We start from the raw sequence: 24,184 nt of genomic DNA on the forward strand, positions 1-24,184 counted from the left end.
CGCTCGCACGCCCGACGGCCCCGGCACTCACCATGAGCGCCGGGGCCGTCGGGCGTCCGCGGGCCGGTGGGTCGTGCCCGCCCGCCCGCGGCCTCGCTTACCTCTGGCGGCCCGAGGTCACCCGGTAGACGTCGTAGACGCCCTCCACGCCGCGTACCGCCTTCAGGACGTGGCCCAGGTGCTTCGGGTCGCCCATCTCGAAGGTGAAGCGGGAGGTGGCGACGCGGTCGCGGGAGGTCTGGACGGCCGCGGACAGGATGTTGACGTGCTGGTCGGACAGCACGCGGGTGACGTCCGAGAGCAGCCGGGACCGGTCGAGGGCCTCGACCTGGATGGCGACCAGGAAGACCGACGACTGGGTGGGCGCCCACTCGACCTCGATCATCCGCTCGGGCTGCTGCGAGAGCGAGTCCACGTTGACGCAGTCGGCGCGGTGCACCGAGACGCCGTTGCCGCGGGTGACGAAGCCGATGATCGGGTCGCCCGGCACCGGGGTGCAGCAGCGGGAGAGCTTGACCCAGACGTCGCTGGCGCCCTTGACGATGACACCGGGGTCGGCGTTGGCCCGCCGCTTGGTGCGCCCCTGTGTGGGGGTGGTGATCTCCGCGATGTCCTCGGTGGCGCCCTCTTCGCCGCCGAGCGCGTCGACCAGCTTCTGCACGACGGACTGCGCGGTGATGTGCCCCTCGCCGATCGCCGCGTAGAGCGCGGAGATGTCGGGGTAGCGCATCTCGTGCGCGAGGGTGACCAGCGAGTCGCCCGTGAGCACCCGCTGGATCGGCAGATTCTGCTTGCGCATCGCGCGGGCGATGGCTTCCTTGCCCTGCTCGACCGCTTCCTCGCGGCGCTCCTTGGAGAACCAGGCGCGGATCTTGTTGCGCGCCCGCGGCGACTTGACGAAGCCCAGCCAGTCGCGGGACGGCCCGGCTCCCGCGGCCTTGGAGGTGAAGACCTCGACGGTGTCGCCGTTGTCGAGCGTCGACTCCAGCGGTACGAGGCGGCCGTTGACGCGGGCGCCTATGGTCCGGTGGCCGACCTCGGTGTGCACGGCGTACGCGAAGTCCACCGGGGTGGCGCCCGCGGGCAGCGCTATCACGTCGCCCTTGGGCGTGAAGACGAAGACCTCGCTCTGCGAGAGGTCGAAGCGCAGCGACTCCAGGAACTCGCCGGGGTCCTCGGTCTCCTTCTGCCAGTCCAGGAGCTGGCGCAGCCACGCCATGTCGTTGACCGCGTCGTCCTTCTTGTCGGACCGCGGGCTGTCGGTGCGCACCTTGGAGGCGCCCGCCACCGCCTCCTGCTTGTACTTCCAGTGCGCGGCGATGCCGTACTCGGCGCGACGGTGCATGTCGAAGGTACGGATCTGCAGTTCGACGGGCTTGCCGCTGGGCCCGATGACCGTCGTGTGCAGCGACTGGTACATGTTGAACTTGGGCATCGCGATGTAGTCCTTGAACCGGCCGGGGACCGGATTCCATCGCGCGTGGATGGTGCCGAGCGCCGCGTAGCAGTCGCGGACGGTGTCGACCAGGACGCGGATGCCCACCAGGTCGTAGATCTCCGCGAAGTCCCGGCCGCGGACGATCATCTTCTGGTAGACGCTGTAGTAGTGCTTCGGGCGGCCGGTGACGGTGGCCTTGATCCGGGCGGCGCGCAGGTCCTGCTGGACCTGGTCGGTGACCACGGCGAGGTATTCGTCGCGCTTGGGGGCGCGCTCGGCGACCAGCCGGACGATCTCGTCGTACATCTTGGGGTAGAGGATCGCGAAGGCGAGGTCCTCCAGTTCCCACTTGATGGTGTTCATGCCCAGCCGGTGCGCCAGCGGGGCGTAGATCTCCAGCGTCTCGCGGGCCTTCTTCTCCTGCTTCTCGCGCTTGAGATAGCGCATCGTGCGCATATTGTGCAGCCGGTCGGCGAGCTTGATCACCAGGACGCGGGGGTCCTTGGCCATCGCGACGACCATCTTGCGCACGGTCTCGGCCTGCGCGGCCTCACCGAATTTGACCTTGTCGAGCTTGGTGACGCCGTCGACCAGCAGCGCCACCTGGTCGCCGAAGTCGCGGCGCAGCGCGTCCAGGCCGTACTCGGTGTCCTCGACGGTGTCGTGCAGCAGCCCGGCCATCAAGGTGGCGGGGTCCATGCCCAGTTCGGCGAGGATCGTGGTGACGGCCAGCGGGTGCGTGATGTACGGGTCGCCGCTCTTGCGCTTCTGGCCGCGGTGCCAGCGCTCGGCGACCTGGTAGGCCCGCTCGATCTGCCGGAGCTGGGCGCTGTCGCCCTTCGGGTCGTTGCCCCGCACCACGCGCAGCAGCGGTTCGAGCACCGGGTTGTACGGGCTGGAGCGCTGCACGCCGAGCCGGGCGAGGCGGGCACGGACGCGGCTGGAGGAGGCCCCGGGACGCGTCGGCGCGACGCTGCCGGGCGTACGCACCGGGCGTACGGCGGGCGCGGCCGGTTCGGGCGCGGCGGGCTTGGCGGGCGCGGGAGCGGGGGTGGGTGCGGCGGTCCGGCTGTCGGCGGACGTCCCCGTGCCACCCGCGGCCGGTTCCTTCCCGCCCGCGGCGTCGAGTGGCTGGGCCTGGTCTGGCAAGAGCACTCCTCACGCGGGGTAGAAGTTCCATGGTATCGACCTGCGGCGAGAGGCGGGGGCCCGAGCCCGCCGGGCGCCCGCCTCAGGGCCCCGTACGGGCCCCGCGTACGCCGTACGGGGCCGCAGGACGCTCGTAGGAGGCCGCAACCGGGCCCCGCGGACCCGAATGGCGTACGAGAGCCCGTACGCGGCCCGAGAGCCCGTACGCGGCCCGGAGCGCGTCAGATCGCGACGAGGGTGTCCAGGGGGGCGTCCCCCAGGACCCGGGCCAGCCGCGCCCGGCCGCCGAGGAAGCCCAGCTCCAGCAGGACGGCCACGCCCGCGACGGTCGCGCCGGTCCGCCGGATCAGCTCCAGCGAGGCTTCCGCGGTGCCGCCGGTGGCCAGGACGTCGTCGATCACCAGGACGCGGTCGCCCTCGGCGAAGGCGTCGACCTGCACCTCGATCTCAGCGGTGCCGTACTCCAGGTCGTACGACTGCGCCAGGGTCTTTCCGGGCAGTTTGCCCGCCTTGCGGACCGGGACGAAGCCGAGGCCCGCGCGGGCGGCGGCCGGGGCGGCCAGGATGAAGCCGCGGGCTTCGAGGCCGACGACCTTGGTGGCGCCGTGCCGCGCGCACAGGGCGGCGAGCGCGTCCACCAGGGCGCTGAAGGCGACGGGGTCGGCCAGCAGCGGGGTGATGTCCTTGAAGATCACGCCGGGCTGGGGGTAGTCCGGTACGTCGCGGATGCGGCCGAGCAGCAGTTCCCTGAGCTCGGCGGAGGCTGCGTCCGTGGTGGTCATCGCGCTACTTTCGTCGGTTCATGTCGCGTCGGTCCATGACGTGCTTGTCGTTCCACGGCGCTTCGGGCCATGGAGCGCTCATCGGTCGACGAGGGTCGGTCGATGAGGGTCGGAAAACGGAAAATCGCCGCCGCCCGGTCGGTGTCGACCGGGCGGCGGCGATTCACGGTCAGCGCCGCTTGCCCGAGGGGCGGTTGCGGCCACCACGGGTACCGCGGTTGGCGGACGCGCCGCGGGTGCCGCCGGAACGGCTGCCCGGGGCGGTGCCCTGGGCCCGCGGGCCCACCACACCGGCGCCGGCCGCTGCGGCTTCCGCCTGGTCGTCGTCGTCCCCGTCCCCGTCCTCGGGGTCGGCGGGCTCCTCGCCGCGGGCGGCCGCCTCGGCGGCCTTCGTGGCGTCGGAGGCCCGGCGGGCGAGCACCCGCTTGCGGACCTGCTTCATCGCCGGGTCGCGCTCCTTGAGGTCCGCGACGATCGGGGTCGCGATGAAGATCGAGGAGTACGCACCGGCGGTGAGGCCGACGAACAGCGCGAGCGCGATGTCGTTGAGCATGCCCGCGCCGAGGATGCCGCCACCGATGAAGAGCAGCGCGCCGACCGGCAGCAGGGCGACGACCGTGGTGTTGATCGACCGCACCAGGGTGCCGTTGAGGCTGCGGTTGGCGATCTCGCTGTAGGTGTACCTGTTCTGCTTGGTGATGTCCTTGGTGGACTCCTTCAGACCGTCGAAGACGACGACGGTGTCGTAGAGGGAGTAACCGAGGATGGTGAGCAGACCGATCACCGTGCCCGGTGTGACCTCGAAGCCCACGATGGCGTAGACACCGACCGTGATCGTGAGGTCGTGGAGCAGGGCGATCAGTGCCGCGACGGCCTTGCGCCACTCGAAGGCGATGGCCAGATAGGCGACCACCAGCACCAGGAAGATGATCAGACCCTGAAGGGCCTTGTGGGAGATCTCCTTGCCCCAGCTCGGACCGACGATCTGCGCGTCGATGTCCTTGAGCGGGATGCCCAGTTCCTTGGAGATGTTCTGCTGGACGGACTTGGACGCCTCGGTGGAGATGTCGCTGACCTGGATGCGGAGCTTTCCGCTGCCCAGCTTCTGGATCGTCGCGTCGTGGCCGGCGGTGTGGCCCTCGATCTTGCTCTGCGCGTCCGCGACCGAGATGGAGGTCTTGGCCGTGGTGAAGTCCGCGCCGCCGGAGAACTCGATGCCGAGCTTGAGGCCGTTGACCACCAGGCCGACCGCGGCGACGACCGTGATCAGGATCGATACGCCGTACCAGATCTTGCGGTGGCCGACGAAGTCGTACGCGATCTCGCCGCGGTGCAGCCGGTGACCGAGATTGCTGAGCTTGGACATCAGGCTTCCTTCGTCTCGGTGGGCCGGTTGTGGCGGACGCTCCGACGCAGCGGCGCCTTCACGCCGAGCGCCTTGGGATCGAGACCGGACCACCTGTGGCCCTGAGCGAAGAACGGGCGACGGGCGAGGATCGTCATCAGCGGCTTGGTGAACAGGAACACCACGACGACGTCGAGCACGGTGGTGAGACCGAGCGTGAACGCGAAGCCCTGGACCTTGCCGACCGTCACGGTGAACAGCACGGCGGCGGCGAGGAAGGACACGAAGTCCGACACCAGGATGGTGCGCCGGGCGCGCGGCCAGCCGCGGGCGACCGCGGGTTGCAGCGAGCGGCCCTCACGGAGCTCGTCCCTGATCCGTTCGAAGAAGACGATGAACGAGTCGGCGGTGATACCGATGGCGACGATGGCACCACAGACCGCGGGCAGGTTCAGGGCGAAGCCGATCGCCTCACCGAGCAGACACATGATCGTGTAGGTGAGCGCGCCCGAGACCACGAGGCTCGCGAGCGCCACCAGGCTCAGTCCGCGGTAGTAGGCGAACATGTAGAGCACGACCAGGACGAGGCCGACGGCGCCGGCGATCAGACCGCCGCGGAGCTGCTCGCCGCCGAGGGCGGGAGAGACCGTGGTCGTGTCCTGGATGGAGAACGCCAGGGGCAGCGAGCCGTACTTCAGCACGTTCGCCAGGTCCTCGGCGGACTTCTGGGTGAAGCTGCCGGAGATCTGGGCGCTGCCGCCGGGCAGGGCCTGGGAGACCGACGGGGCCGAGACGACGTTGCCGTCCAGGTCGATCGCGAACTGGTTGTTCGGCTGGGCCTGGGAGGCGAGGTCGCCGGTGACCTTGGTGAACTGGCTGGCGCCCTTGGAGTCGAACGTCAGGTTGACGACCCAGCCGTTGCCCTGCTGCGAGTCGAAGTTCGCGCTGGCGCCGGAGACGCGCTTGCCGTCGATCAGCGTCGGGCCGAGCGCGTACTTGATCCACTGGTTGCCCTGCTGACCGCAGGCGACGACCTTGTCACCGGGCTTGGTGCCCTTGCTGGCCGCGGTGCGCTGCGTGGGGTCGGTGCAGTCGAGCTTGTCGAGCTTCGCTTGGAGGTCGGCGGGGATCGACAGGTCGGCGGCGCCCGTGCCGGGCGTGGTCGCCGGGTTGCTGGGCGTCGCGGTGGGCGTCGGTGTCGGCGCCTTGTTCACACTCGACTTCAGCGCGTCGGTGACGGCGCGGCCCTGCGGACTGGACGTGGTGCTCCCGGTGGCCTTCGGGGTGCCCGTCGCGCTGGGCGTGCCGCTCGGCTTCGGCGTCGTACCGCCGGAGGCCGAGGGGCTGGCCGAGGGCTTGGGCGCGGCCGTGGCCGGGTTGCCGTCCGCGGCGGTCAGCACCTGGCGGAAGGCGAGCTGCGCGGTGGTGCCCACCTGCTGCTCGGCCTGGGCGGCGTTGGTGCCCTTGGGGATGTTGACGATGATGTTGTTCGATCCCTGGGTCTGCACCTCCGCCTCGGAGACACCGAGTCCGTTGACACGGCGGTTGATGATGCTGACCGCCGTGTTCATATTGGACTTGGTGACCGCGTTCCCCTGGTCCGCCTTGGCGGTCAGCGTGATGCTGACACCGCCGGCCAGGTCGATGCCCAGTCGGGGAGTGGTGTTGCCGGAGAGGAACATTCCTCCGGTCAGCGCCACCAGGGCGATCACGATCACGGCCAGAGCGCGCCCGGGGTATCCCTGACTCCCCGGGGACGGCCTGCGGCCCTTGTTGGCTGCTGCCACCTTCTTGATTCTCCCTGTCCTACCGCCCCTGAGCCTGCACGCTCATGGGGTGGCCACGAAGTTGTGAGAGCCGGACCCTTACTTGGACGTGGAGTCGGGGCCGTCCTGCCCCGGCGCGTCCTCGGTCTTGCTCAGATCGATGCGGTGCTCGCCCGAGTCCTTGGCGTCCTTCTTGACGTCGTCCGTCGCAGCGGCATCCCCGGAAGCCGCGTCGGCGGTGACGTCGCCTTCGGTGTCCTCGGTGTCGTCGTGCTCGATCTCCTCCGGCTCGATGCCGTGCACGATCCGGTTGAACTCCTCTTCGGCCAGCACGGCGCCGATGGCGTTCTTCGCGAAGTGTGCGTGCACCCCGTCCGTCAGCTCAAGGAGGACCGTCTCCTCGTTCACTTCCTTGACCACGGCGTACATGCCACCGATCGTGCGGACGCCCGATCCGGGCTCCATCTGGTTCCGCATGGTCAGTGCCTGGCGCTGCTTGTTCTTGGCCGAGCGCGTCATCATGAACATGACGCCAACAATCAGGACCAAGGGGAGGAGAGTGACGATACTCACGGTCTGGACGTTCCTTCGCACGGCCAACGTGGGGCTGGCCTGGGTTTCGGGATGTGGGTGCCGATCCGGAGGAAGGGCGTCGGCGGAGTCTAAGCGCTGGCTCGCCGCCTGAACAACGCCAAGCATGGCACTGGGGTTCCTGAAGGGGCGAGTCTATCGGCGGTCACGGTCCGAACAACCCGCTCTGTCCGGGTCCGGCGGGATTGTGCGGTGGTACCAGACCGAGGTGCGTCCAGGCCGCGGGAGTGGCCACCCGGCCGCGCGGTGTCCGGGCCAGCAGGCCCTCCCTGACGAGGAACGGCTCGGCGACCTCCTCGACGGTCTCGCGCTCCTCGCCGACCGCGACGGCGAGCGTGGACAGGCCGACGGGCCCGCCGCCGAAGAGCTTCAGCAGCGCCTGGAGCACGGCCCGGTCCAGCCGGTCGAGACCGCGCTCGTCCACCTCGTAGACCTCCAGCGCCTTGGCGGCGATCTCCCGGCTGATCACACCGTCCGCCCTGACCTGGGCGTAGTCGCGAACCCGGCGCAGCAGCCGGTTGGCGATCCGGGGGGTGCCGCGGGAGCGTCCGGCGATCTCGGCGGCGCCGTCGTCGGCGACCTCGACGTCCAGCAGCCCGGAGGAGCGGCGGATGACCTTCTCCAGCTCGGCGGGGGCGTAGAACTCCATGTGGCCGGTGAAGCCGAAGCGGTCGCGCAGCGGCGGCGGCAGCAGTCCGGCCCTGGTGGTGGCGCCGACCAGGGTGAAGGGCGGCAGTTCCAGCGGGATCGCGGTCGCGCCGGGGCCCTTGCCGACGATCACGTCGACCCGGTAGTCCTCCATCGCCATGTAGAGCATTTCCTCGGCGGGCCGTGACATCCGGTGGATCTCGTCGAGGAAGAGCACCTCGCCCTCCTGGAGCGAGGACAGGATCGCGGCGAGGTCGCCCGCGTGCTGGATGGCGGGTCCCGAGGTGATCCGGATGGGCACGCCCATCTCGGCCGCGATGATCATCGACAGCGTCGTCTTGCCGAGGCCGGGGGCGCCGGAGAGCAGGACGTGGTCCGCGGTGCCCTGGCGCTGGCGGGCGGCCCTGAGCACCAGGTCGAGCTGCTGCCGTACGCGCTCCTGCCCGATGAACTCCCCCAGGTCCTTGGGGCGCAGCGCCGCCTCGACCGCCTGGTCCTCATGGTCGGCGGTGGCGCCGACCAGTCGCTCCGGCCGCTCGTCGGTGGCGTCGTCCCAGTTCATGGTTGGTCTCTCGGGTCGGTGTGGGGTCGGCGGTACGGACCGGCGTCACCGGTACGGGTGCGGCCGGCGGCGTCAACAGGGCGGTCAGCGGGTGCGGTTGAGGGTCTGGAGGGCCGCGCGCAGCAGCGCGCCGACGTTCGGCTCCCGCTCGGCCTCGGCCTGCGGGGTGACGGCGGCGACCGCCTCGTCGGCCTCGCGGGTGGCGTAGCCGAGGCTGAGCAGCGCGGCGTGCAGCTGCTCGCGCCAGGAGTCGCCGACCGGGCTGCCGATTCCCCGGTCCGCGCCGGAGCCGACCGGTTCGCCCAGCCGGTCCTTCAGCTCCAGGAGCAGCCGCTGCGCTCCCTTCTTGCCGATGCCGGGCACCGCGGTCAGCGCCTTCTCGTCGCCGACCGCGACCGCGGAGCGCAACGCGTCCGGGGTGTGCACGGCGAGCATCGTCTGGGCGAGCCTGGGGCCGACTCCGCTGACGGTCTGGAGCAGTTCGAAGACCTGCCGCTCGTCCTCGTCCGCGAAGCCGTAGAGGGTGAGCGAGTCCTCGCGGACCACCAGGGAGGTGGCGAGCTTGGCGGGCTGGCCGATCCGCAGCGCGGCCAGGGTGTTCGGGGCGCACTGGACGGCCATGCCCACGCCGCCGACCTCGATGACCGCGGTGTCGGGGGCGAGCGCGGCGACCTGGCCGCTGACGAAGGCGATCACTTGGCGGACTCCTGGGGTCGTACGGGGCGGTGGGCGGCGATGGCCTGCTGGAGGCGGTTGGTGGCGGCGCCGCGCCAGATGTGACAGATGGCCAGTGCCAGCGCGTCGGCGGCGTCGGCCGGTTTCGGCGGGGCGTCGAGCCGCAGCAGCCGGGTCACCATCGCGCCGACCTGCGCCTTGTCGGCCCGGCCGCTGCCGGTGACGGCGGCCTTGACCTCGCTGGGGGTGTGCAGGTGGACGGGCAGGCCGCGGCGGGCGGCGCACAGCATGGCGACCGCGCTCGCCTGGGCGGTGCCCATCACGGTGCGCACATTGTGCTGGCTGAAGACCCGCTCCACGGCGACCGCCTCCGGGCGGTGTTCGTCGAGCCACTCCTCGATGCCGCGTTCGATCAGGACGAGCCGGTCGCCGATCTCCGCGTCGGCCGGGGTGCGTACGACGCCGACGCCGACCATCGTCAGCGGGCGTCCGGGAACGCCGTCCACCACTCCGATGCCGCACCGGGTCAGACCCGGGTCCACGCCGAGCACTCGCATGCCGCCCCCTTCCGCGCCCGTCAGCCGCCGTCTTCGCCAACCTGTTCGTGCAGGTTATCGGTTGGGGCCGACAAACAGCGGAGGGGGCGACGGGGTGTGTCCCGTCGGCCCCTCCGGCTGACCGTCCGTCAGGGTCCGCTCGCGCGCGGCCCCGGCGTCACCGCCTGAGCGCGGCTCAGGCGTCGACCTTCTCCATGACCTCGTCGGAGACGTCGAAGTTGGCGAAGACGTTCTGCACGTCGTCGCTGTCCTCCAGCGCGTCGATGAGCTTGAAGATCTTGCGCGCGCCGTCCTCGTCCAGCTCCACCTGCATGGTGGGCAGGAAGTTGGCGTCGGCCGAGTCGTAGTCGATCCCGGCCTCCTGGAGCGCCTTGCGGACCGGCACCAGGTCGGTGGCCTCGCTGATCACCTCGAAGGACTCACCGAGGTCGTTGACCTCCTCGGCGCCCGCGTCGAGCACCGCGTCCAGCACGTCGTCCTCGCCCAGCTCAGCCTTGGGGACGATCACCACGCCCTTGCGGTTGAACAGGTACGACACCGAGCCCGGATCGGCCATCGAGCCGCCGTTGCGGGTCATGGCCACCCGCACGTCGGACGCGGCGCGGTTGCGGTTGTCGGTCAGGCACTCGATGAGCACCGCGACACCGTTGGGACCGTAGCCCTCGTACATGATCGTCTGGTAGTCGGCGCCACCGGCTTCGAGACCGGCGCCGCGCTTGACCGCGCTGTCGATGTTCTTGTTCGGTACCGAGCTCTTCTTCGCCTTCTGGATGGCGTCGAACAGCGTCGGGTTGCCGTCCGGGTCGGCGCCACCGGTCCGCGCCGCGACCTCGATGTTCTTGATCAGCTTCGCGAAGAGCTTGCCGCGCTTGGCATCGATCACGGCCTTCTTGTGCTTGGTCGTAGCCCATTTAGAGTGGCCGGACATCCGACTGTCTCCTTCGCGTCACCAAATGCTGTCTTTCGTCGCGCCGTCGATCCTACCGGGATCCGGTCAGCCCGCCGCGCGCACAGTGTCCACGAAGAATTCATGGACCCGGTGGTCGCCGGTCAGTTCGGGATGGAACGACGTGGCGAGCACATTGCGCTGACGGACGGCGACGATGTGGCCACCGTACTCGGCGAGCACCTCCACGTCCGCACCCACCGACTCGACCCACGGCGCGCGGATGAAGACGCCCTCGACCGGGCCGCCCTCGACGCCCGTGACGTCGACGACCGCTTCGAAGGACTCGTTCTGCCTGCCGAAGGCGTTGCGGCGGACGATCATGTCGATGCCGCCGAAGGTCTCCTGGCCGGACCTGGGGTCGAGGATCTTGTCGGCGAGCATGATCAGTCCCGCGCAGGTGCCGTAGACCGGCAGGCCGCCGCGGATCGCCTCGCGCAGCGGTTCCATCAGGCCGAAGAGCACGGCGAGCTTGGAGATGGTGGTGGACTCGCCGCCGGGTATCACCAGGCCGTCGATTCCGGCCAGTTCCTCCGGGCGCCGGACGGGACCCGCCGCGGCGTCCGCCGCGGCCAGTGCCGTCAGATGCTCCCGGACGTCGCCCTGGAGTGCCAGGACGCCGATCGTGGGAGAGCTGGTCATCGTCGCCTTACCAGCCGCGGTTGGCGTAGTGCTCGGACTCCGGGAGGGTGTCGATGTTGATGCCGACCATGGCCTCGCCGAGGTTGCGGGAGGCGTCCGCGATGACCTTCGGGTCGTCGAAGAAGGTGGTGGCGCGGACGATCGCGGCGGCGCGCTTGGCCGGGTCGCCGGACTTGAAGATGCCGGAGCCGACGAAGACGCCCTCGGCGCCGAGCTGGCGCATCAGCGCGGCGTCGGCCGGGGTGGCCACACCGCCCGCGGAGAACAGCACGACGGGCAGCTTGCCCAGCACCGACACCTCCTTGACCAGCTCGTACGGGGCGCGCAGGTCCTTGGCGGCGGCGTACAGCTCGTTGTTGTCCAGGCCCTTGAGGCGGGAGATCTCGCCCTTGATCTGGCGCAGGTGGCGGACGGCCTCGACCACGTTGCCGGTGCCGGCCTCGCCCTTGGAGCGGATCATGGCCGCGCCCTCGGCGATCCGGCGCAGGGCCTCGCCGAGGTTGGTGGCGCCGCAGACGAAGGGGGTGGTGTAGGCCCACTTGTCGGAGTGGTTGACCTCGTCGGCGGGGGTCAGCACCTCGGACTCGTCGATGTAGTCGACGCCGAGCGCCTGGAGGACCTGGGCCTCGACGAAGTGGCCGATCCGGGACTTGGCCATCACGGGGATGGACACCGCGTTGATGATGCCCTCGATCATGTCCGGGTCGGACATCCGGGCCACGCCGCCCTGCGCGCGGATGTCGGCCGGAACCCGCTCCAGTGCCATGACGGCGACGGCGCCCGCGTCCTCGGCGATCTTCGCCTGCTCCGGGGTGACGACATCCATGATCACGCCGCCCTTGAGCTGCTCGGCCATACCGCGCTTGACGCGTGCGGTGCCGGTCTCGGGGGTGGTGGCGGAGGGGCTGGTGGACACGGTGACCTCACTCGCTGACGAAATCGGTGGCTTTTCTCCATGGTCCGGCCGGTCGCCGGGGGCGGGAAAGGGCCAATTCCGCCGCGGTGGCTCCCCGCGGACCGGCGGGTGGCCGTGTGGCCCGCGCGGATCGGTGTGTCCGGCGGGTGCCGGTGCGCTCCGTGGTGCCGGGGCGTTCAGTGCGACCCGGCGCCGTCCGCCGTGAGCGGCACCGGCGGCTCGTCGTCCATCTCGAAGGCCAGCGGGAAGGGGGCGTGGCCCGCGAGCCGGAACCAGCGCACCACGCGGTGTCTGCGGACCGCCCGCGCGGCGCGTACCGCGTCGTTGTGGAAGCGCCGGGCCATCGGCACCCGCCGTACCGACTGGGTCAGCTCCTTGATCGCCTCGGTGCCGCCCGGCGCCTCCCCGATCTCGGCGACCGCGCCCGGCTCGGAGAAGACCGCGCGCAGCGCCTGGCTCAGCTCGCTCTCGGCGACCTCCCGCTGCTCCGGCTCGGCCTGCCGGGCGGCGTGCGCGGACTCGTACAGCACGATCGACGCGGCCGGGTCAAGCACACCGGCCGTGGCCAGTTCCTGGGCGACCGAGGCGCGGCGCAGCAGTTGCGCGTCCAGGGCGGCGCGCGCCGCGTCGATCCGGGCGTGCAGGCGGTCGAGGCGCCCGGCCGTCCAGCTCAGGTAGAGGCCGATCGCGACGATCGCGACCGCGACCCAGATGATGGTGGTCACTGTCAGTCCCTTGCCAGGCCGAATCTCGCCCGAAGGCTGGTGCGTTCGTCCGCGGCGACATGCGCGGCGCCGTCGGTGACGGTCTCGTAGACGGACAGGATGTCACCGCCGACCACCGACCAGTCGAATCGCCGCACATGGGCGCTGCCGCGGGTGCGCAGTTCGGTACGGCGGGCGGGGTCGCCGAGCAGCCGCAGGGCGGCGGCGGCGAGCGCGTCGGCGTCCTCGTTGGCGAAGAGTTCGCCCGCCGCGCCCTGGTCGAGGACCTGCGCGAAGGCGTCGAGGTCGCTGGCGAGCACGGCGGCGCCCGCCGACATCGCCTCGACCAGGATGATCCCGAACGACTCGCCGCCGGTGTTGGGCGCCACGTAGACGTCGACGCTGCGCAGCAGCCGCGCCTTGTCCTCGTCGCTGACCATGCCGAGGAATTCGACCCGGTCGCGCATCGCCTCGGGCAGCGACTCGACGGCCTCCTCCTCGTCGCCGCGGCCCGCGACCAGCAGCCGGGTGCCGGGCCGCTCGGCGAGGATCTTCGGCAGTGCCCGGATCAGCACGGGCAGGCCCTTGCGCGGCTCGTCGATCCGCCCGATGAAGCCGATCGTGCCGCCCTGCCACTCCTTCTTGGGCTCGGCCCGCGCGAAGAAGTCCACGTCGACGCCGTTGGGGATGACGACCGCGTCGCCGCCCAGGTGCTCGACCAGGGTGCGGCGGGCGTACTCGCTGACCGCGATCCGGGCCCTGATCTTCTCCAGCGCGGGTTGCAGGATCGGGTACGCGGCGATCATCGCGCGCGACCGCGGGTTGGAGGTGTGGAAGGTGGCCACGATCGGGCCCTGCGCCGCCCAGCAGGCCAGCAGGCCGAGCGAGGGCGAGGCGGGTTCGTGGATGTGGATGACGTCGAAGTTGCCGTCGTGCAGCCAGCGGCGGACCCGGGCGGCGGACAGGAAGCCGAAGTTGAGCCGGGCGACCGAGCCGTTGTACGGGACCGGCACGGCGCGGCCCGCCGACACCACGTACGGCGGCAGCGGTGTCTCGTCGTCGGCGGGGGCGAGCACGGAGACCTCGTGGCCGAGGCCGATCAGGTGCTCGGCGAGGTCGCGGATGTGGAACTGGACGCCGCCGGGGACGTCCCAGGAGTACGGGCAGACGATCCCGATCCTCACGTTTTCTCCGTTCCGGAGTGGTCAGGTGGGCCGCCGGCCGTACCGCCCGCGCCCGACGGGCCGTCCGTGCCGGCCGTGCCGGCCGTGCTGTGGGCGCCGTCCGTGCCGTCGGCCCTACCGGCGCCTTCGGCCGCGGCGGTGCCCGGGCCGCCCCGCGGGGAGACGCCGGACGTGCCCTCCGCCGTTGCTCCCGCGCTCTCCCCCGCCGTGTCGGCGCCGCCCGCCGGGGGTTCGGGGCGGGGTTCGAGGTCGGACAGCCACAGGCGTTGCAGCATGTGCCAGTCCTCGGGGTGCTCGGCGATGCCGGAGGCGTACGCGTCGGCCAGTCGCTGCGTCATCGCGGCCGTCTTGGACGTACGGTCGCCGGTCGCGGGGACCTCGACCGGCGGGTGGACGCGGCCGCGCATGACGGGCGACTCGTCATACCAGAGGGTGACGGGGAGCAGCAGCGCTCCGGTCTGCTGGGCGAGCATGGCCGGGCCCGCGGGCAGCCGGGTGCGCTCGCCGAAGAAGTCGACCTCGACGCCGCTGGCCGACAGGTCGCGGTCGGCGACCAGGCAGACCAGGCCGCCGGACCGCAGCCGCCGGGCCAGGGTGCCGAAGGCGGCGCCGCCGGTGTGCGGCAGCACCTCCATGCCCAGGCTCTCGCGGTAGGCGACGAAGCGGTCGTACAGCGTCTCGGGCTTCAGGCGCTCGGCGACGGTGGTGAAGGGGGTGTCGAGCGCGGTGGTCACCCAGGCGCCGGCCAGGTCGTAGTTGGCCATGTGCGGCAGCGCCAGGATGACGCCGCGTCCGGCGGCGAGGCCGTCGGTCAGGTAGTGGACGTCCGCGGGGTCGAAGCCGCCGCGGATGCGGTCCTTGCTCCAGGCCGGGAGCCGGAAGGACTCCATCCAGTAGCGCAGGTAGGACCGCATGACCGAGCGCGACAGCGCGCGCAGCCGTGCCTCGTCGGCGTCCGGCACGACCCGGACCAGGTTGGCCTCGAGGCGTCGGACGCCCTTGCCGCGCTGCCGCCACGTGACGTCCGCGATGGCGCGGCCGAGCGCTCGGGCGGCCGGTTCCGGCAGCGTCTTGACCGCGCTCCAGCCGAGCCCGTAGAGCCCGTCGGCGAGGCTCCCCCTGAGCCGCGCGGCCCGGGAGGCGTCCTCGCTCACGCGCTGCTCCCCTGCCCCGAGGTGGCGGCGGCTGCGGCGTCGGCCTCCGCGGACTCGCGGCGTACGGTGACGACCCGCTGGACGAGGGTGACCAGGCTGCCCGCGGCGACCGCCCACAGGGCGATCGGCAGCAGGTACTGGATGCCGGGGACGCCGAACTTGTGCAGGCCGGCGAAGCCGCACAGGGTCAGCGTGATCACCAGGCGCTCGGCGCGCTCGACCAGCCCGTTGACGTTCACCGGCAGGCCGATCGCCTCGCCGCGCGCCTTGGTGTAGGACACCACCTGGCCGCTGGCCAGGCAGAAGATCGTCACCGCGCACAGCACGAGGTCGTCGCCGCGGCCCGCGTACCACATGGCGAGTCCGCCGAAGATGCCCGCGTCGGCGACCCGGTCGAGGGTCGAGTCGAGGAAGGCGCCCCAGCGGCTGGAGACCCCGGCCTGGCGGGCCATGTTGCCGTCCACCAGGTCGGAGAAGACGAAGAGCGTGATCACCACGGTGCCCCAGAAGAACTCGCCCCTGGGATAGAAGGCCAGTGCGCCCGCCATGACACCCGCGGTGCCGAGCAGGGTCACCGCGTCGGGGCTGACCCCCTTGCGGAGCAGAAATGCGGCGAACGGCGTGAGAACACGCGTGAAGAACGCACGCGCGTACTTGTTCAGCATGGCCTTCCCGACAGGTCGGAGGATGGTGTCACGGCGGCCGGAGCGGCAGCCGGATGGCCCATCGTAGCCAGCCCGCGCGCACCGGATGTCCCAGGCCGTGCCGGAGCGGCGGGGGCGGCGGCCCGGCGTACGACGTATGGACGCACCCGGACGGCCGTGGGAAGGTCGAAAGACCGCGGGCGTCGTCGAGGCCGCCTGTGCGTGGAGCGGTCTCCCGTGGCGCCCCTGTGACGCGCCCCCCACCGAGGGCGCGGTCCGTGCAGTGAGGACCGGGAGGCGAGAACGCGTGGGTGGTGCAGCGGACAGGAGAGACGCACAGCCAGGAGCCGCCGGAAGGGCACCGGCGGCCGACCGCCCCGAGAACGTGCGCAATGTGGTGCTGGTCGGCCATTGCGGATCAGGCAAGACGACATTGGTGGAGGCGCTGGCGCTGACCACCGGCGCGGTGAACCGGGCGGGCCGGGTCGAGGACGGCGGCTCGGTGTCCGACCACGACGAGATCGAGCAGCGGCAGCAGCGCTCCGTACAGCTCTCGCTCGTCCCCGTGGAGTGGGGCGGGATCAAGGTCAATTTGCTGGACACCCCCGGCTACGCCGATTTCGTCGGGGAGTTGAGGGCCGGTCTGCGCGCCGCGGACGCGGCCCTGTTCGTCGTGTCGGCCGCGCAGGACGGCGAGGGCATCGGCGGCGCGACCCGGATGGTGTGGGAGGAGTGCGCGGCCGTCGGGATGCCGCGGGCGGTCGTGGTGACGCACCTGGAGTCGGTGCGGGCCGGTTTCGAGGAGATGGCGGCGCAGTGCGCGGCGGAGCTGGGCGGCGACTCCCCCGATTCGGTGCTGCCGCTGTATCTGCCGGTGCACGGGCCCGCGGGCCCCGACGGCCATGCCCCGGTGACGGGCCTGGCGGGGCTGCTCTCGCAGCGGGTGTACGACTACGCGTCCGGCGAGCGGGCCGAGGCAGAGCCGGACGCGGCGCTGGCGCCGCTGGTGGAGCAGGCGCGCAACCGGCTCATCGAGGGGATCATCGCCGAGAGCGAGGACGAGACCTTGATGGACCGCTACCTCGGCGGCGAGCAACTGGACGTCAAGACGCTCGTCGACGACCTGGAGCGGGCGGTGGCGCGCGGCTCCTTCCACCCGGTGCTGGCCGCCGCGCCCGCCGCGGACGGCGCCCGGCAGGGCCTGGGCACCGTGGAACTGCTGGAGCTGATCACCGGCGGTTTCCCGACCCCGCTGGAGCGGGAGGCGCCGCCGGTCACGACGCCGGACGGCGGCGGGCGCCCCGCGCTGGTCTGCGACCCGGAGGGGCCGCTGGCCGCCGAGGTGGTCAAGACGTCCTCGGACCCGTACGTGGGCCGGATCAGTCTGGTGCGGGTCTTCTCCGGCACCCTGCGGCCGGACGAGACGGTGCACGTGTCGGGCCACGGCATGGAGGACCGCGGGCACGAGGACCACGACGTGGACGAGCGGGTCGGGGCGCTGTCGTCGCCCTTCGGCAAGCACCAGCGGCCGGTGCCCTCGGCGGGCGCGGGCGATTTGGTGTGCGTGGCCAAGCTGACCCGCGCCGAGACCGGCGACACGCTCTCGGCCAAGGACGGGCCGCTGCTGATGGAGCCGTGGGTGATGCCGGACCCGCTGCTGCCGATCGCCATCGAGGCGCACAGCAAGGCCGACGAGGACAAGCTCTCCCAGGGCCTGGCGCGGCTGGTCGCCGAGGACCCGACGATGCGTCTCGAACAGAATCCGGACACCCGGCAGGTCGTCCTGTGGTGCCTGGGCGAGGCGCACGCCGACGTCGCCCTGGAGCGGCTGCGCAACCGGTACGGGGTGCAGGTCGACGCGGTGCCGCACAAGGTGTCGCTGCGGGAGACCTTCGGCGAGCCGGTGACGGCCCGCGGGCGGCACGTCAAACAGTCCGGCGGGCACGGGCAGTTCGCGATCTGCGACATCCAGGTGGAGCCGCTGCCGGTCGGCTCCGGCATCGAGTTCGTGGACAAGGTGATCGGCGGGGCGGTGCCGCGGCAGTTCATCCCGTCGGTGGAGAAGGGCGTCCGCACCCAGGCCGCCCGCGGGGTCGCGCTCGGCTTCTCGGTGGTCGACATCCGGGTCACCCTCACCGACGGCAAGGCGCACTCGGTGGACTCCTCCGACGCCGCCTTCCAGACCGCGGGCGCGCTCGCCCTGCGCGAGGCCGCCGCGGGCGCGCCCATCCATCTGCTGGAACCGGTCTGCGAGGTCGGCGTGCTGGTGCCGGACGCGTACGTCGGTTCGGTGATGAGCGATCTGTCGGGGCGGCGCGGCCGGGTGCTGGGCACCGAACCGGCCGCAGACGGTCGGTCGGTGGTGCGCGCCGAGGTCCCGGAGATCGAGATCGGCCGCTACGCCGTCGATCTGCGGTCGCTGTCGCACGGCACCGGCCGGTTCAGCCGGCACTACGCGCGGCACGAGCCGATGCCCGCCCAACTGGCCACGAGACTGCGTCGGCAGGAGGAGAAGGACGAGGCGACCGCGCACGGCAGATGACGTGCGCGCGACGGAGAATCAGCGCCGGCGGACGCCGGAACAGCGCCGCTAAGTCGCCAAGTGGACATGTCCGCTGGCCAATCGGCGGCTCGCGGCCACGCCGCGGGCCGTCGCGCCGCTAATCTGGAGACTGCTCCGAACGTGTGACGTTCACCCGTGCGGGGAATGGGCCGGTCGGAGCCGTATGGACCGGTGAACCGGTGGATGTACGGGACTGGCGACTGGGGGCCTGTGGTGACGGACGGTATCGGGTTCGATTTCAGCCCAGGTGCGCAGATTCCGCTGACCGGCAGCGACGGTGAGACCGGTGCGACCCAGGCGCTGGCGTCCGCCGCGTACCGCGACACTCCGGTAACGACGCTGGTCGACGCCAACAGCGAGGCGAGCGTCAAGGCGCCGCGGCTGTCGCTGTTCGCGCCGAATCTGGGCGAGGCGTTCTCCCGCGCCATCCAGGTCAGGATGCTGGGCGCGGCGCGCAGTGAACTGGTGCAGTCCTTCGGTGTGGTGCCGCAGACCGTGGTGGAGCACGCGCTGGCCGCCAACCGGATTCGGCAGGAGCGCGACAACCGGCTGACCGTGGTGATGGGCGTGTGCGGGGTGCTGTTCCTGCCCGGCGTGCTGCTCTGGCTCGGCGCCTTCCAGTTGCGCAAGTCGCTCGGGTCGCTGAAGGCGCGGGGCAACAAGTCGGGGGCCTTCGGGGCCGTCGTGCTGGCCGTGGCCGCCGCCTTCACCGTGCTGCTCGCGGTACGGCCGCCGTTCAGCGGTTTCTGGCAGCAGTATTTCCGCGTCCTGATGATCGCGCCGATCATCGGCTGGTTCTGGGCGAAGCGGATCTGCGAGGCCACCGCGAAGGATCTGCGCAGCCGCTGGGCGGGCCTGGTCGCGGGCACCGCGGTCGGCGCGAAGATTCCCGAGGCGGTGCCGCGCAACCCCAACCAGACCCGCGCGGAGCTGCTGCGGCAGAGCCTGGCCAAGCTGTCCGCGGAGCAGAACAGCAATGTGGTCTTCTACGCGGGGCCCAAGGGCATACTCGGCATGGGCAGCCGGTGGGCGAACTGGCAGATGGCCGAGGAGCTGATCCCGCGCGAGGGGCTGGCCGAGATCCACCCGTTCCGGAGCTGGGACGTCATCCGCGCCATCCACGACCAGCTACGGATGATCGAGCGCGGCCCGCTGCACACCGGCGGCTTCCCCAAGCCGTCGATAAAGCACTGGGTCGTGGTGCCGGTCGGCGAGGGTGCGGGCAAGATCTCCCGGCCCACCGGGCCTGAGGTCGACTCGTTCTCGGTCAAGGACTTCGAGATCCAGCGGATCTGCAACACGCAGCAGTTCGGCAAGGGCAACCGGCACTATCTGGGCATCCAGTTCACCCTCTGGGACGGCAATCTCGTCATCACGCTGATGACGACGGTGACGGTGCTGGCGCACACCCTGCGGATCGAGGTCACCGGGCACGCGCTCGGCCCGATCCACGGGATCTTCACCTCCGGGCCGCCCGCGAAGGAGAAGACGATCACCAAGCCGGTGAAGTTCTGGGAGACCAGGACCGTACAGCTCCCGCTGATCGAGTCGGACGAGGTGGTACGGCTGGCCGCCCGCGCGCCGCTGACCCGCTTCCCCGCCGTGTTGGACTACCTCGGCGGCACGCTGAAGCTGCCCGAGCCGTTCGGGCTGCGGCACACGTGGGCCGACAAGCCGTGGAAGCACCGCTTCATGGCCGACGACGCGCTGCGCGCGGCCACTCCGGTGCTGCGGGCGGTGCACGCCGCCGCGATCCAGGTGATGAGCGAGAACGGCGTGGACACCTCGCACTTCACCAGCCGCTCGATGATGCTGAGCGGTCTGTCGCAGAGCGTGGAGCCCAGGAAGGCCGACGCGTACGACGCCTAGGACCTGTCCGGGCTCCGGCTCCGGCTCCCGCTCATGCGGGGTTCAGGGCGACGGGACGTTTCAGGGCGACGGGACGTCCGTCAGGAGGGCCAGACGTCCGCGAGCATCTTGCGGGTGTCGGCGAGGAGCTGCGGCAGCACCTTCGTGTGTCCGACGACCGGCATGAAGTTGACGTCGCCGCCCCAGCGCGGCACCACGTGCTGGTGCAGGTGCGCGGCGATCCCGGCGCCCGCCACATCGCCCTGGTTCATCCCGATGTTGAAGCCCTGCGCGCCGGACGCGGACCGCAGGGCGGTCATCGCCTGCTTGGTCAGCACGGCCAGTTCCGCCGTCTCGGCGCCGTCCAGCTCGGTGTAGTCGGCGACGTGCCGGTAGGGCACCACCATGAGGTGCCCGCTGTTGTACGGGTACAGGTTGAGCACCGCGTACACGTGCTCGCCGCGCGCGATGACGAGGCCGTCCTCGTCGGACTCGGCCGGGACCGCGCAGAACGGACATCCGTCACCGGCACCGGGGCCGGTGGGCTTGTTCTCGCCCTGGATGTACGCCATCCGGTGCGGGGTCCACAGGCGCTGGAACGCGTCCGGCACCCCCGCTCCGATCTGCTGTTCCGGCTCACTCGTCATGCCGTTCAGCATAGGACTTCCCCCGGAGCACGCGTGCTGCGGGGGAAGTCCCGGATCTCACGGGCGGCGGACGTCGGCGCCGTCAGACCTGGATGCGGCGCTCCACGGCGTCCACCATCTCGGCGATGGCCTCGTCGCGCGGAATGCCGTTCTTCTGCGAGCCGTCGCGGTAGCGGAAGGAGACCGTGCCGCCGGACATGTCCTCGTCGCCGACGATGACCATGTAGGGCACCTTCAGCTTCTGCTGGTTGCGGATCTTCTTCTGCATGCGGTCGGAGGACGCGTCCACGTCGACCCGCAGGCCCTTGCGCCTGGCCTCCGCCGCGAACTCCTGGAGGTACGGCACGTGCGCGTCGCCGATCGGGATGCCGACCGCCTGCACCGGGGCGAGCCAGGCCGGGAAGGCGCCCGCGTAGTGCTCGAGCAGCACGGCGAAGAACCGCTCGATCGAGCCGAACAGCGCGCGGTGGATCATCACCGGGCGGTGCTTGGTCCCGTCGGGGCCGGTGTACTCCAGGTTGAACCGCTCGGGCAGGTTGAAGTCGAGCTGCACGGTCGACATCTGCCAGGTGCGGCCGATGGCGTCCTTGCACTGCACGGAGATCTTCGGCCCGTAGAAGGCGGCGCCGCCCGGGTCGGGGACCAGCGGCAGCCCCTGCTTCTCGGCCACCTTGCGCAGCGTCTCGGTGGCCTCCTCCCAGACCTCGTCGGAGCCGACGAACTTCTCCGGGTCCTTGGTGGACAGCTCCAGGTAGAAGTCGGTCAGTCCGTAGTCGCGCAGCAGATTCAGCACGAAGGTGAGCGTGGTGTCCAGCTCGTCGGCCATCTGCTCCTTGGTGCAGTAGATGTGCGCGTCGTCCTGGGTGAAGCCGCGGGCCCGGGTCAGACCGTGCACGACGCCGGACTTCTCGTAGCGGTACACGGTGCCGAACTCGAAGAGCCGCAGCGGCAGTTCGCGGTAGGACCGGCCGCGGGCGTCGAAGATCAGATTGTGCATCGGGCAGTTCATGGGCTTGAGGTAGTAGTCCGTGCCCTCGTCGAGCTGCATGGGCGGGTACATGCCGTCGGCGTACCAGTCCAGGTGGCCCGAGGTCTCGAACAGGGTGCCCTTGGTGGCGTGCGGGGTGTAGACGAACTCGTACCCCTCCTCCTCGTGCCGCCTGCGCGAGTAGTCCTCCATGGTGCGGCGGATGATGCCGCCCTTGGGGTGGAAGACCGCGAGGCCCGAGCCGATCTGCTCGGGGATGGAGAAGAGGTCCAGCTCATTGCCCAGCTTGCGGTGGTCGCGCTTGGCGGCCTCCTCCAGGAAGTCCAGATGCGCCTTCAGCTCTTCCTTGGTGGGCCAGGCGGTGCCGTAGATCCGCTGGAGCATCGGGTTCTTCTCGCTGCCGCGCCAGTACGCCGCCGCGTTGCGCATCAGCTTGAACGCCGGGATGTTGCGGGTGCTGGGCAGGTGCGGGCCCCGGCAGAGGTCCTTCCAGCACAGCTCGCCGGTCTTCGCGTCCAGGTTGTCGTAGATGGTCAGCTCGCCGGCGCCGACCTCGACGTCCGCGCCGTCGTCTGAGGACGCGGCGCCGCCCTTGAGGCCGATCAGCTCCAGCTTGTACGGCTCGTCGGCCAGCTCCTCGCGGGCGGCCTCGTCGGTCACGACCCGGCGCGAGAAGCGCTGGCCGCGCTTCTGGATCTCCTGCATCTTCTTCTCGACGGCCTTGAGGTCGTCGGGGGTGAACGGCTTCTCGACGTCGAAGTCGTAGTAGAAGCCGTCCTTGACCGGCGGGCCGATGCCGAGCTTGGCCTCGGGGTGCAGCTCCTGCACGGCCTGCGCCATCACGTGCGCGGTGGAGTGCCGCAGGATGTTGAGGCCGTCCTGGCTGGTGATGTCCACCGGCTCGACCTCGTCGCCGTCGGCGAGGGCGTACGCGAGGTCCTTCAGCTCGCCGCCGACGCGGGCGGCGATCACGGACCGCTCGCCGGGGAACAGTTCGGCCGCGGTCGTGCCCGTCGTGACCGTCCGCTCTTCCAGCTCAACGGAATCGCGTTTGATGATCACACGGACATCTGACACCGGTCTGCTCCTGACTCAGGTCCTGCTGGCTGTGGTGACTCGGCGGCGGCGGGCGCCGCACCGCTGAATCGTACCGAGCCGCGAGGGCTGCCCGCGAAGCGATAACCCGCGGGGGTGGCGGCGCGAGGTGCCGTGAGCCCCGACGACCGGCCGCATCGCGGTCCTCATCCCTGGGGCCGGTCCTGAGGACGACCCTGGGGACGGCCGCCGAGCGGCGGTGCCGGGGCGTCGTCACCGAGCGGTGTCCGGCTGAAGTCCAGCGGCAGCCGCACGTTCCGGTAGCGGCCGACCGCCGGATGCTCCAGGGTCTCCACGGTGCGCCGCTCGCGCAGATAGTCGTCGTCGGCCAGGGACTCCAGGGTGCGTACGGGCGCGCAGGCGATCCTCGCGGTCCGGCACGCCGACACGATCCGCGCGACGGTCCGGCCGGACACGTAGTCCGCGATGACCGCCTGGACCTCGTCCGACCGGCCGCCGCGCTGTCCCGCGGTGGCGAACCGGGGGTCGTCCAGCAGGTCGTCGCGCCCGGCGAGCACGAGGAAGCGCCGCCAGTCGGCGTCGGTGTACGGCATGACGCAGACCCAGCCGTCGCGGGCCGGATGCGGGCGCCGGGCGGGTGCCAGCGACCGCGCCCACCCGATGTCGCCGCGCGGCGGGTCGAAGGTGTGGCCCGCGAGGTGCTCGACGAGGTTGAACGCGGCCATGTTGTCGACCATCGGCACGTCCACCCACTGGCCGTGGCCGTCGCGCAGGCGGCTGTACAGGGCCGAGACCGTCGCGAGCGCCATCAGGAGGCCGCAGGTCTTGTCGGCCGTGATCGACGGCGAGTACGCCGGTTCGCCGCCGCGCAGGCGGTAGCTGTCGGCCATGCCGGACAGCGCCTGGACCGTGTCGTCGTAGCCGGAGACGTCGCGCAGGCCGGAGCGGGAGCTGTACGCCTGTCCGGTGCAGAGCACGATGTCGGGACGGACCCGCGCGAGCGCGTCGTAGTCGAGGCCGAGCCGTTCGCGGGCGCTCGGCAGGATGTTGGTCACCACCGCGTCGGCCCCGGCCACCAGGTCGGTGAAGCGGCGTCGGTCCTCCCCCGTCGCCAGGTCGAGCACCACGGAGGTCTTGTTGCGGAGCAGCCGGAGCGACAGGGCCGAGAGACCGTCGCCCGCAGCCGGCCCGATCCGGCGTCCGATGTCGCCGCCCGGCGGCTCGACCTTGACGACCTCGGCGCCGAGGTCGGCCAGCAGCGAGGTCGCGTACGGCCCCATCACCACCGACGTGCAGTCGATCACGACGGTGCCCGCCAGCGGACCGCCGCGCGGGGCCGCGTATCGCGTCGGCACGGAATCTCCTGTCGGCACGCGGTC

General features: G+C 71.2%; 20 protein-coding genes. 2 read left to right on the plus strand and 18 right to left on the minus strand.

All coding sequences use genetic code 11. The features are described from left to right. Nucleotides 1–97 precede the first annotated feature (97 nt). The 15 genes from ACZ37P_RS27870 to pgsA all read right to left on the minus strand — a co-directional run bounded on the left by ACZ37P_RS27870 (nt 98) and on the right by pgsA (nt 15,724). Nucleotides 98–2,428, minus strand: a complete 2,331-nt coding sequence (locus ACZ37P_RS27870) for a RelA/SpoT family protein (protein ID WP_355333552.1) — start codon at nt 2,426–2,428, stop codon at nt 98–100. A gap of 380 nt (nt 2,429–2,808) precedes the next feature. After that, complete coding sequence (locus ACZ37P_RS27875; RefSeq protein ID WP_355332509.1) at nt 2,809–3,369, minus strand: adenine phosphoribosyltransferase; 561 nt, start codon at nt 3,367–3,369, stop codon at nt 2,809–2,811. A 169-nt stretch (nt 3,370–3,538) separates the two neighbouring features. After that, the gene (secF, locus tag ACZ37P_RS27880) at nt 3,539–4,735 is read right to left on the minus strand and encodes a protein translocase subunit SecF (RefSeq protein WP_355332512.1); all 1,197 of its coding nucleotides are present in this window, start codon (nt 4,733–4,735) and stop codon (nt 3,539–3,541) included. Next, entirely contained in the window at nt 4,735–6,501 is a 1,767-nt protein-coding gene (secD, locus tag ACZ37P_RS27885; RefSeq protein ID WP_355332515.1) for a protein translocase subunit SecD, read from the minus strand. The genes secF and secD overlap by 1 nt, the downstream gene beginning before the upstream one ends. 78 nt (nt 6,502–6,579) lie before the next feature. Then, complete coding sequence (gene yajC / locus ACZ37P_RS27890; protein WP_355332517.1) at nt 6,580–7,053, minus strand: preprotein translocase subunit YajC; 474 nt, start codon at nt 7,051–7,053, stop codon at nt 6,580–6,582. A 163-nt stretch (nt 7,054–7,216) separates the two neighbouring features. Next, the gene (gene ruvB / locus ACZ37P_RS27895; RefSeq protein WP_355332520.1) at nt 7,217–8,281 is read right to left on the minus strand and encodes a Holliday junction branch migration DNA helicase RuvB; all 1,065 of its coding nucleotides are present in this window, start codon (nt 8,279–8,281) and stop codon (nt 7,217–7,219) included. Nucleotides 8,282–8,365: 84 nt separating this feature from the next. Continuing rightward, the gene (gene ruvA, locus ACZ37P_RS27900) at nt 8,366–8,977 is read right to left on the minus strand and encodes a Holliday junction branch migration protein RuvA (RefSeq protein WP_355332522.1); all 612 of its coding nucleotides are present in this window, start codon (nt 8,975–8,977) and stop codon (nt 8,366–8,368) included. After that, nucleotides 8,974–9,513, minus strand: a complete 540-nt coding sequence (gene ruvC, locus ACZ37P_RS27905) for a crossover junction endodeoxyribonuclease RuvC (protein WP_188285212.1) — start codon at nt 9,511–9,513, stop codon at nt 8,974–8,976. The genes ruvA and ruvC overlap by 4 nt, the downstream gene beginning before the upstream one ends. Nucleotides 9,514–9,688: 175 nt before the next feature. After that, nucleotides 9,689–10,441: a YebC/PmpR family DNA-binding transcriptional regulator gene (locus tag ACZ37P_RS27910; protein ID WP_188285213.1), complete on the minus strand. Its 753-nt coding sequence runs from the start codon at nt 10,439–10,441 to the stop codon at nt 9,689–9,691. A gap of 66 nt (nt 10,442–10,507) precedes the next feature. Further along, nucleotides 10,508–11,101, minus strand: coding sequence for a pyridoxal 5'-phosphate synthase glutaminase subunit PdxT (gene pdxT / locus ACZ37P_RS27915; protein ID WP_355332527.1), 594 nt, complete (start codon nt 11,099–11,101; stop codon nt 10,508–10,510). A 7-nt stretch (nt 11,102–11,108) separates the two neighbouring features. Continuing rightward, the gene (gene pdxS, locus ACZ37P_RS27920; protein ID WP_355332529.1) at nt 11,109–12,017 is read right to left on the minus strand and encodes a pyridoxal 5'-phosphate synthase lyase subunit PdxS; all 909 of its coding nucleotides are present in this window, start codon (nt 12,015–12,017) and stop codon (nt 11,109–11,111) included. Nucleotides 12,018–12,193: 176 nt separating this feature from the next. Further along, complete coding sequence (locus tag ACZ37P_RS27925) at nt 12,194–12,742, minus strand: LemA family protein (RefSeq protein ID WP_355332532.1); 549 nt, start codon at nt 12,740–12,742, stop codon at nt 12,194–12,196. Nucleotides 12,743–12,744: 2 nt separating this feature from the next. Further along, a complete protein-coding gene (locus ACZ37P_RS27930) occupies nt 12,745–13,905 on the minus strand; it encodes a glycosyltransferase family 4 protein (RefSeq protein WP_355332534.1) in 1,161 nt (386 codons plus the stop codon). Next, the gene (locus ACZ37P_RS27935; protein ID WP_467349145.1) at nt 13,902–15,059 is read right to left on the minus strand and encodes a phosphatidylinositol mannoside acyltransferase; all 1,158 of its coding nucleotides are present in this window, start codon (nt 15,057–15,059) and stop codon (nt 13,902–13,904) included. Before ACZ37P_RS27935 ends, ACZ37P_RS27930 begins: the two co-directional genes overlap by 4 nt. Continuing rightward, a complete protein-coding gene (gene pgsA / locus ACZ37P_RS27940; RefSeq protein WP_355332539.1) occupies nt 15,056–15,724 on the minus strand; it encodes a phosphatidylinositol phosphate synthase in 669 nt (222 codons plus the stop codon). The genes ACZ37P_RS27935 and pgsA overlap by 4 nt, the downstream gene beginning before the upstream one ends. Nucleotides 15,725–16,010: 286 nt before the next feature. Between pgsA and ACZ37P_RS27945 the strand changes: the two genes are divergently transcribed. Together ACZ37P_RS27945 and ACZ37P_RS27950 are read left to right on the plus strand one after the other, a co-directional pair. Next, nucleotides 16,011–18,245: an elongation factor G-like protein EF-G2 gene (locus tag ACZ37P_RS27945; protein WP_467349146.1), complete on the plus strand. Its 2,235-nt coding sequence runs from the start codon at nt 16,011–16,013 to the stop codon at nt 18,243–18,245. A 204-nt stretch (nt 18,246–18,449) separates the two neighbouring features. Continuing rightward, the gene (locus ACZ37P_RS27950; RefSeq protein ID WP_355332546.1) at nt 18,450–20,135 is read left to right on the plus strand and encodes a hypothetical protein; all 1,686 of its coding nucleotides are present in this window, start codon (nt 18,450–18,452) and stop codon (nt 20,133–20,135) included. A gap of 80 nt (nt 20,136–20,215) precedes the next feature. On the opposite strand, the gene ACZ37P_RS27955 is transcribed toward ACZ37P_RS27950, so the two are convergent. The 3 genes from ACZ37P_RS27955 to ACZ37P_RS27965 all read right to left on the minus strand — a co-directional run bounded on the left by ACZ37P_RS27955 (nt 20,216) and on the right by ACZ37P_RS27965 (nt 24,160). Then, nucleotides 20,216–20,773, minus strand: coding sequence for an HIT family protein (locus ACZ37P_RS27955; protein ID WP_188285222.1), 558 nt, complete (start codon nt 20,771–20,773; stop codon nt 20,216–20,218). A gap of 70 nt (nt 20,774–20,843) precedes the next feature. After that, entirely contained in the window at nt 20,844–22,826 is a 1,983-nt protein-coding gene (gene thrS, locus ACZ37P_RS27960) for a threonine--tRNA ligase (protein WP_391160829.1), read from the minus strand. 164 nt (nt 22,827–22,990) lie between these two features. Then, a complete protein-coding gene (locus ACZ37P_RS27965; protein WP_467349148.1) occupies nt 22,991–24,160 on the minus strand; it encodes a CaiB/BaiF CoA transferase family protein in 1,170 nt (389 codons plus the stop codon). Between the last annotated feature and the right edge of the window lie 24 nt (nt 24,161–24,184).

The organism is Streptomyces sp. NPDC024632 (assembly GCF_055559175.1).

Excerpts from the sequence above, each read along its gene's own strand:
- ACZ37P_RS27875 (WP_355332509.1), bottom strand. The coding sequence starts at position 3,369 with ATGACCACCACGGACGCAGCCTCCGCCGAGCTCAGGGAACTGCTGCTC.
- secF (WP_355332512.1), bottom strand. The coding sequence starts at position 4,735 with ATGTCCAAGCTCAGCAATCTCGGTCACCGGCTGCACCGCGGCGAGATC.
- ruvB (WP_355332520.1), bottom strand. The coding sequence starts at position 8,281 with ATGAACTGGGACGACGCCACCGACGAGCGGCCGGAGCGACTGGTCGGC.
- ruvC (WP_188285212.1), bottom strand. The coding sequence starts at position 9,513 with ATGCGAGTGCTCGGCGTGGACCCGGGTCTGACCCGGTGCGGCATCGGA.
- ACZ37P_RS27910 (WP_188285213.1), bottom strand. The coding sequence starts at position 10,441 with ATGTCCGGCCACTCTAAATGGGCTACGACCAAGCACAAGAAGGCCGTG.
- pdxT (WP_355332527.1), bottom strand. The coding sequence starts at position 11,101 with ATGACCAGCTCTCCCACGATCGGCGTCCTGGCACTCCAGGGCGACGTC.
- pgsA (WP_355332539.1), bottom strand. The coding sequence starts at position 15,724 with ATGCTGAACAAGTACGCGCGTGCGTTCTTCACGCGTGTTCTCACGCCG.
- ACZ37P_RS27950 (WP_355332546.1), top strand. The coding sequence starts at position 18,450 with ATGTACGGGACTGGCGACTGGGGGCCTGTGGTGACGGACGGTATCGGG.
- ACZ37P_RS27955 (WP_188285222.1), bottom strand. The coding sequence starts at position 20,773 with ATGCTGAACGGCATGACGAGTGAGCCGGAACAGCAGATCGGAGCGGGG.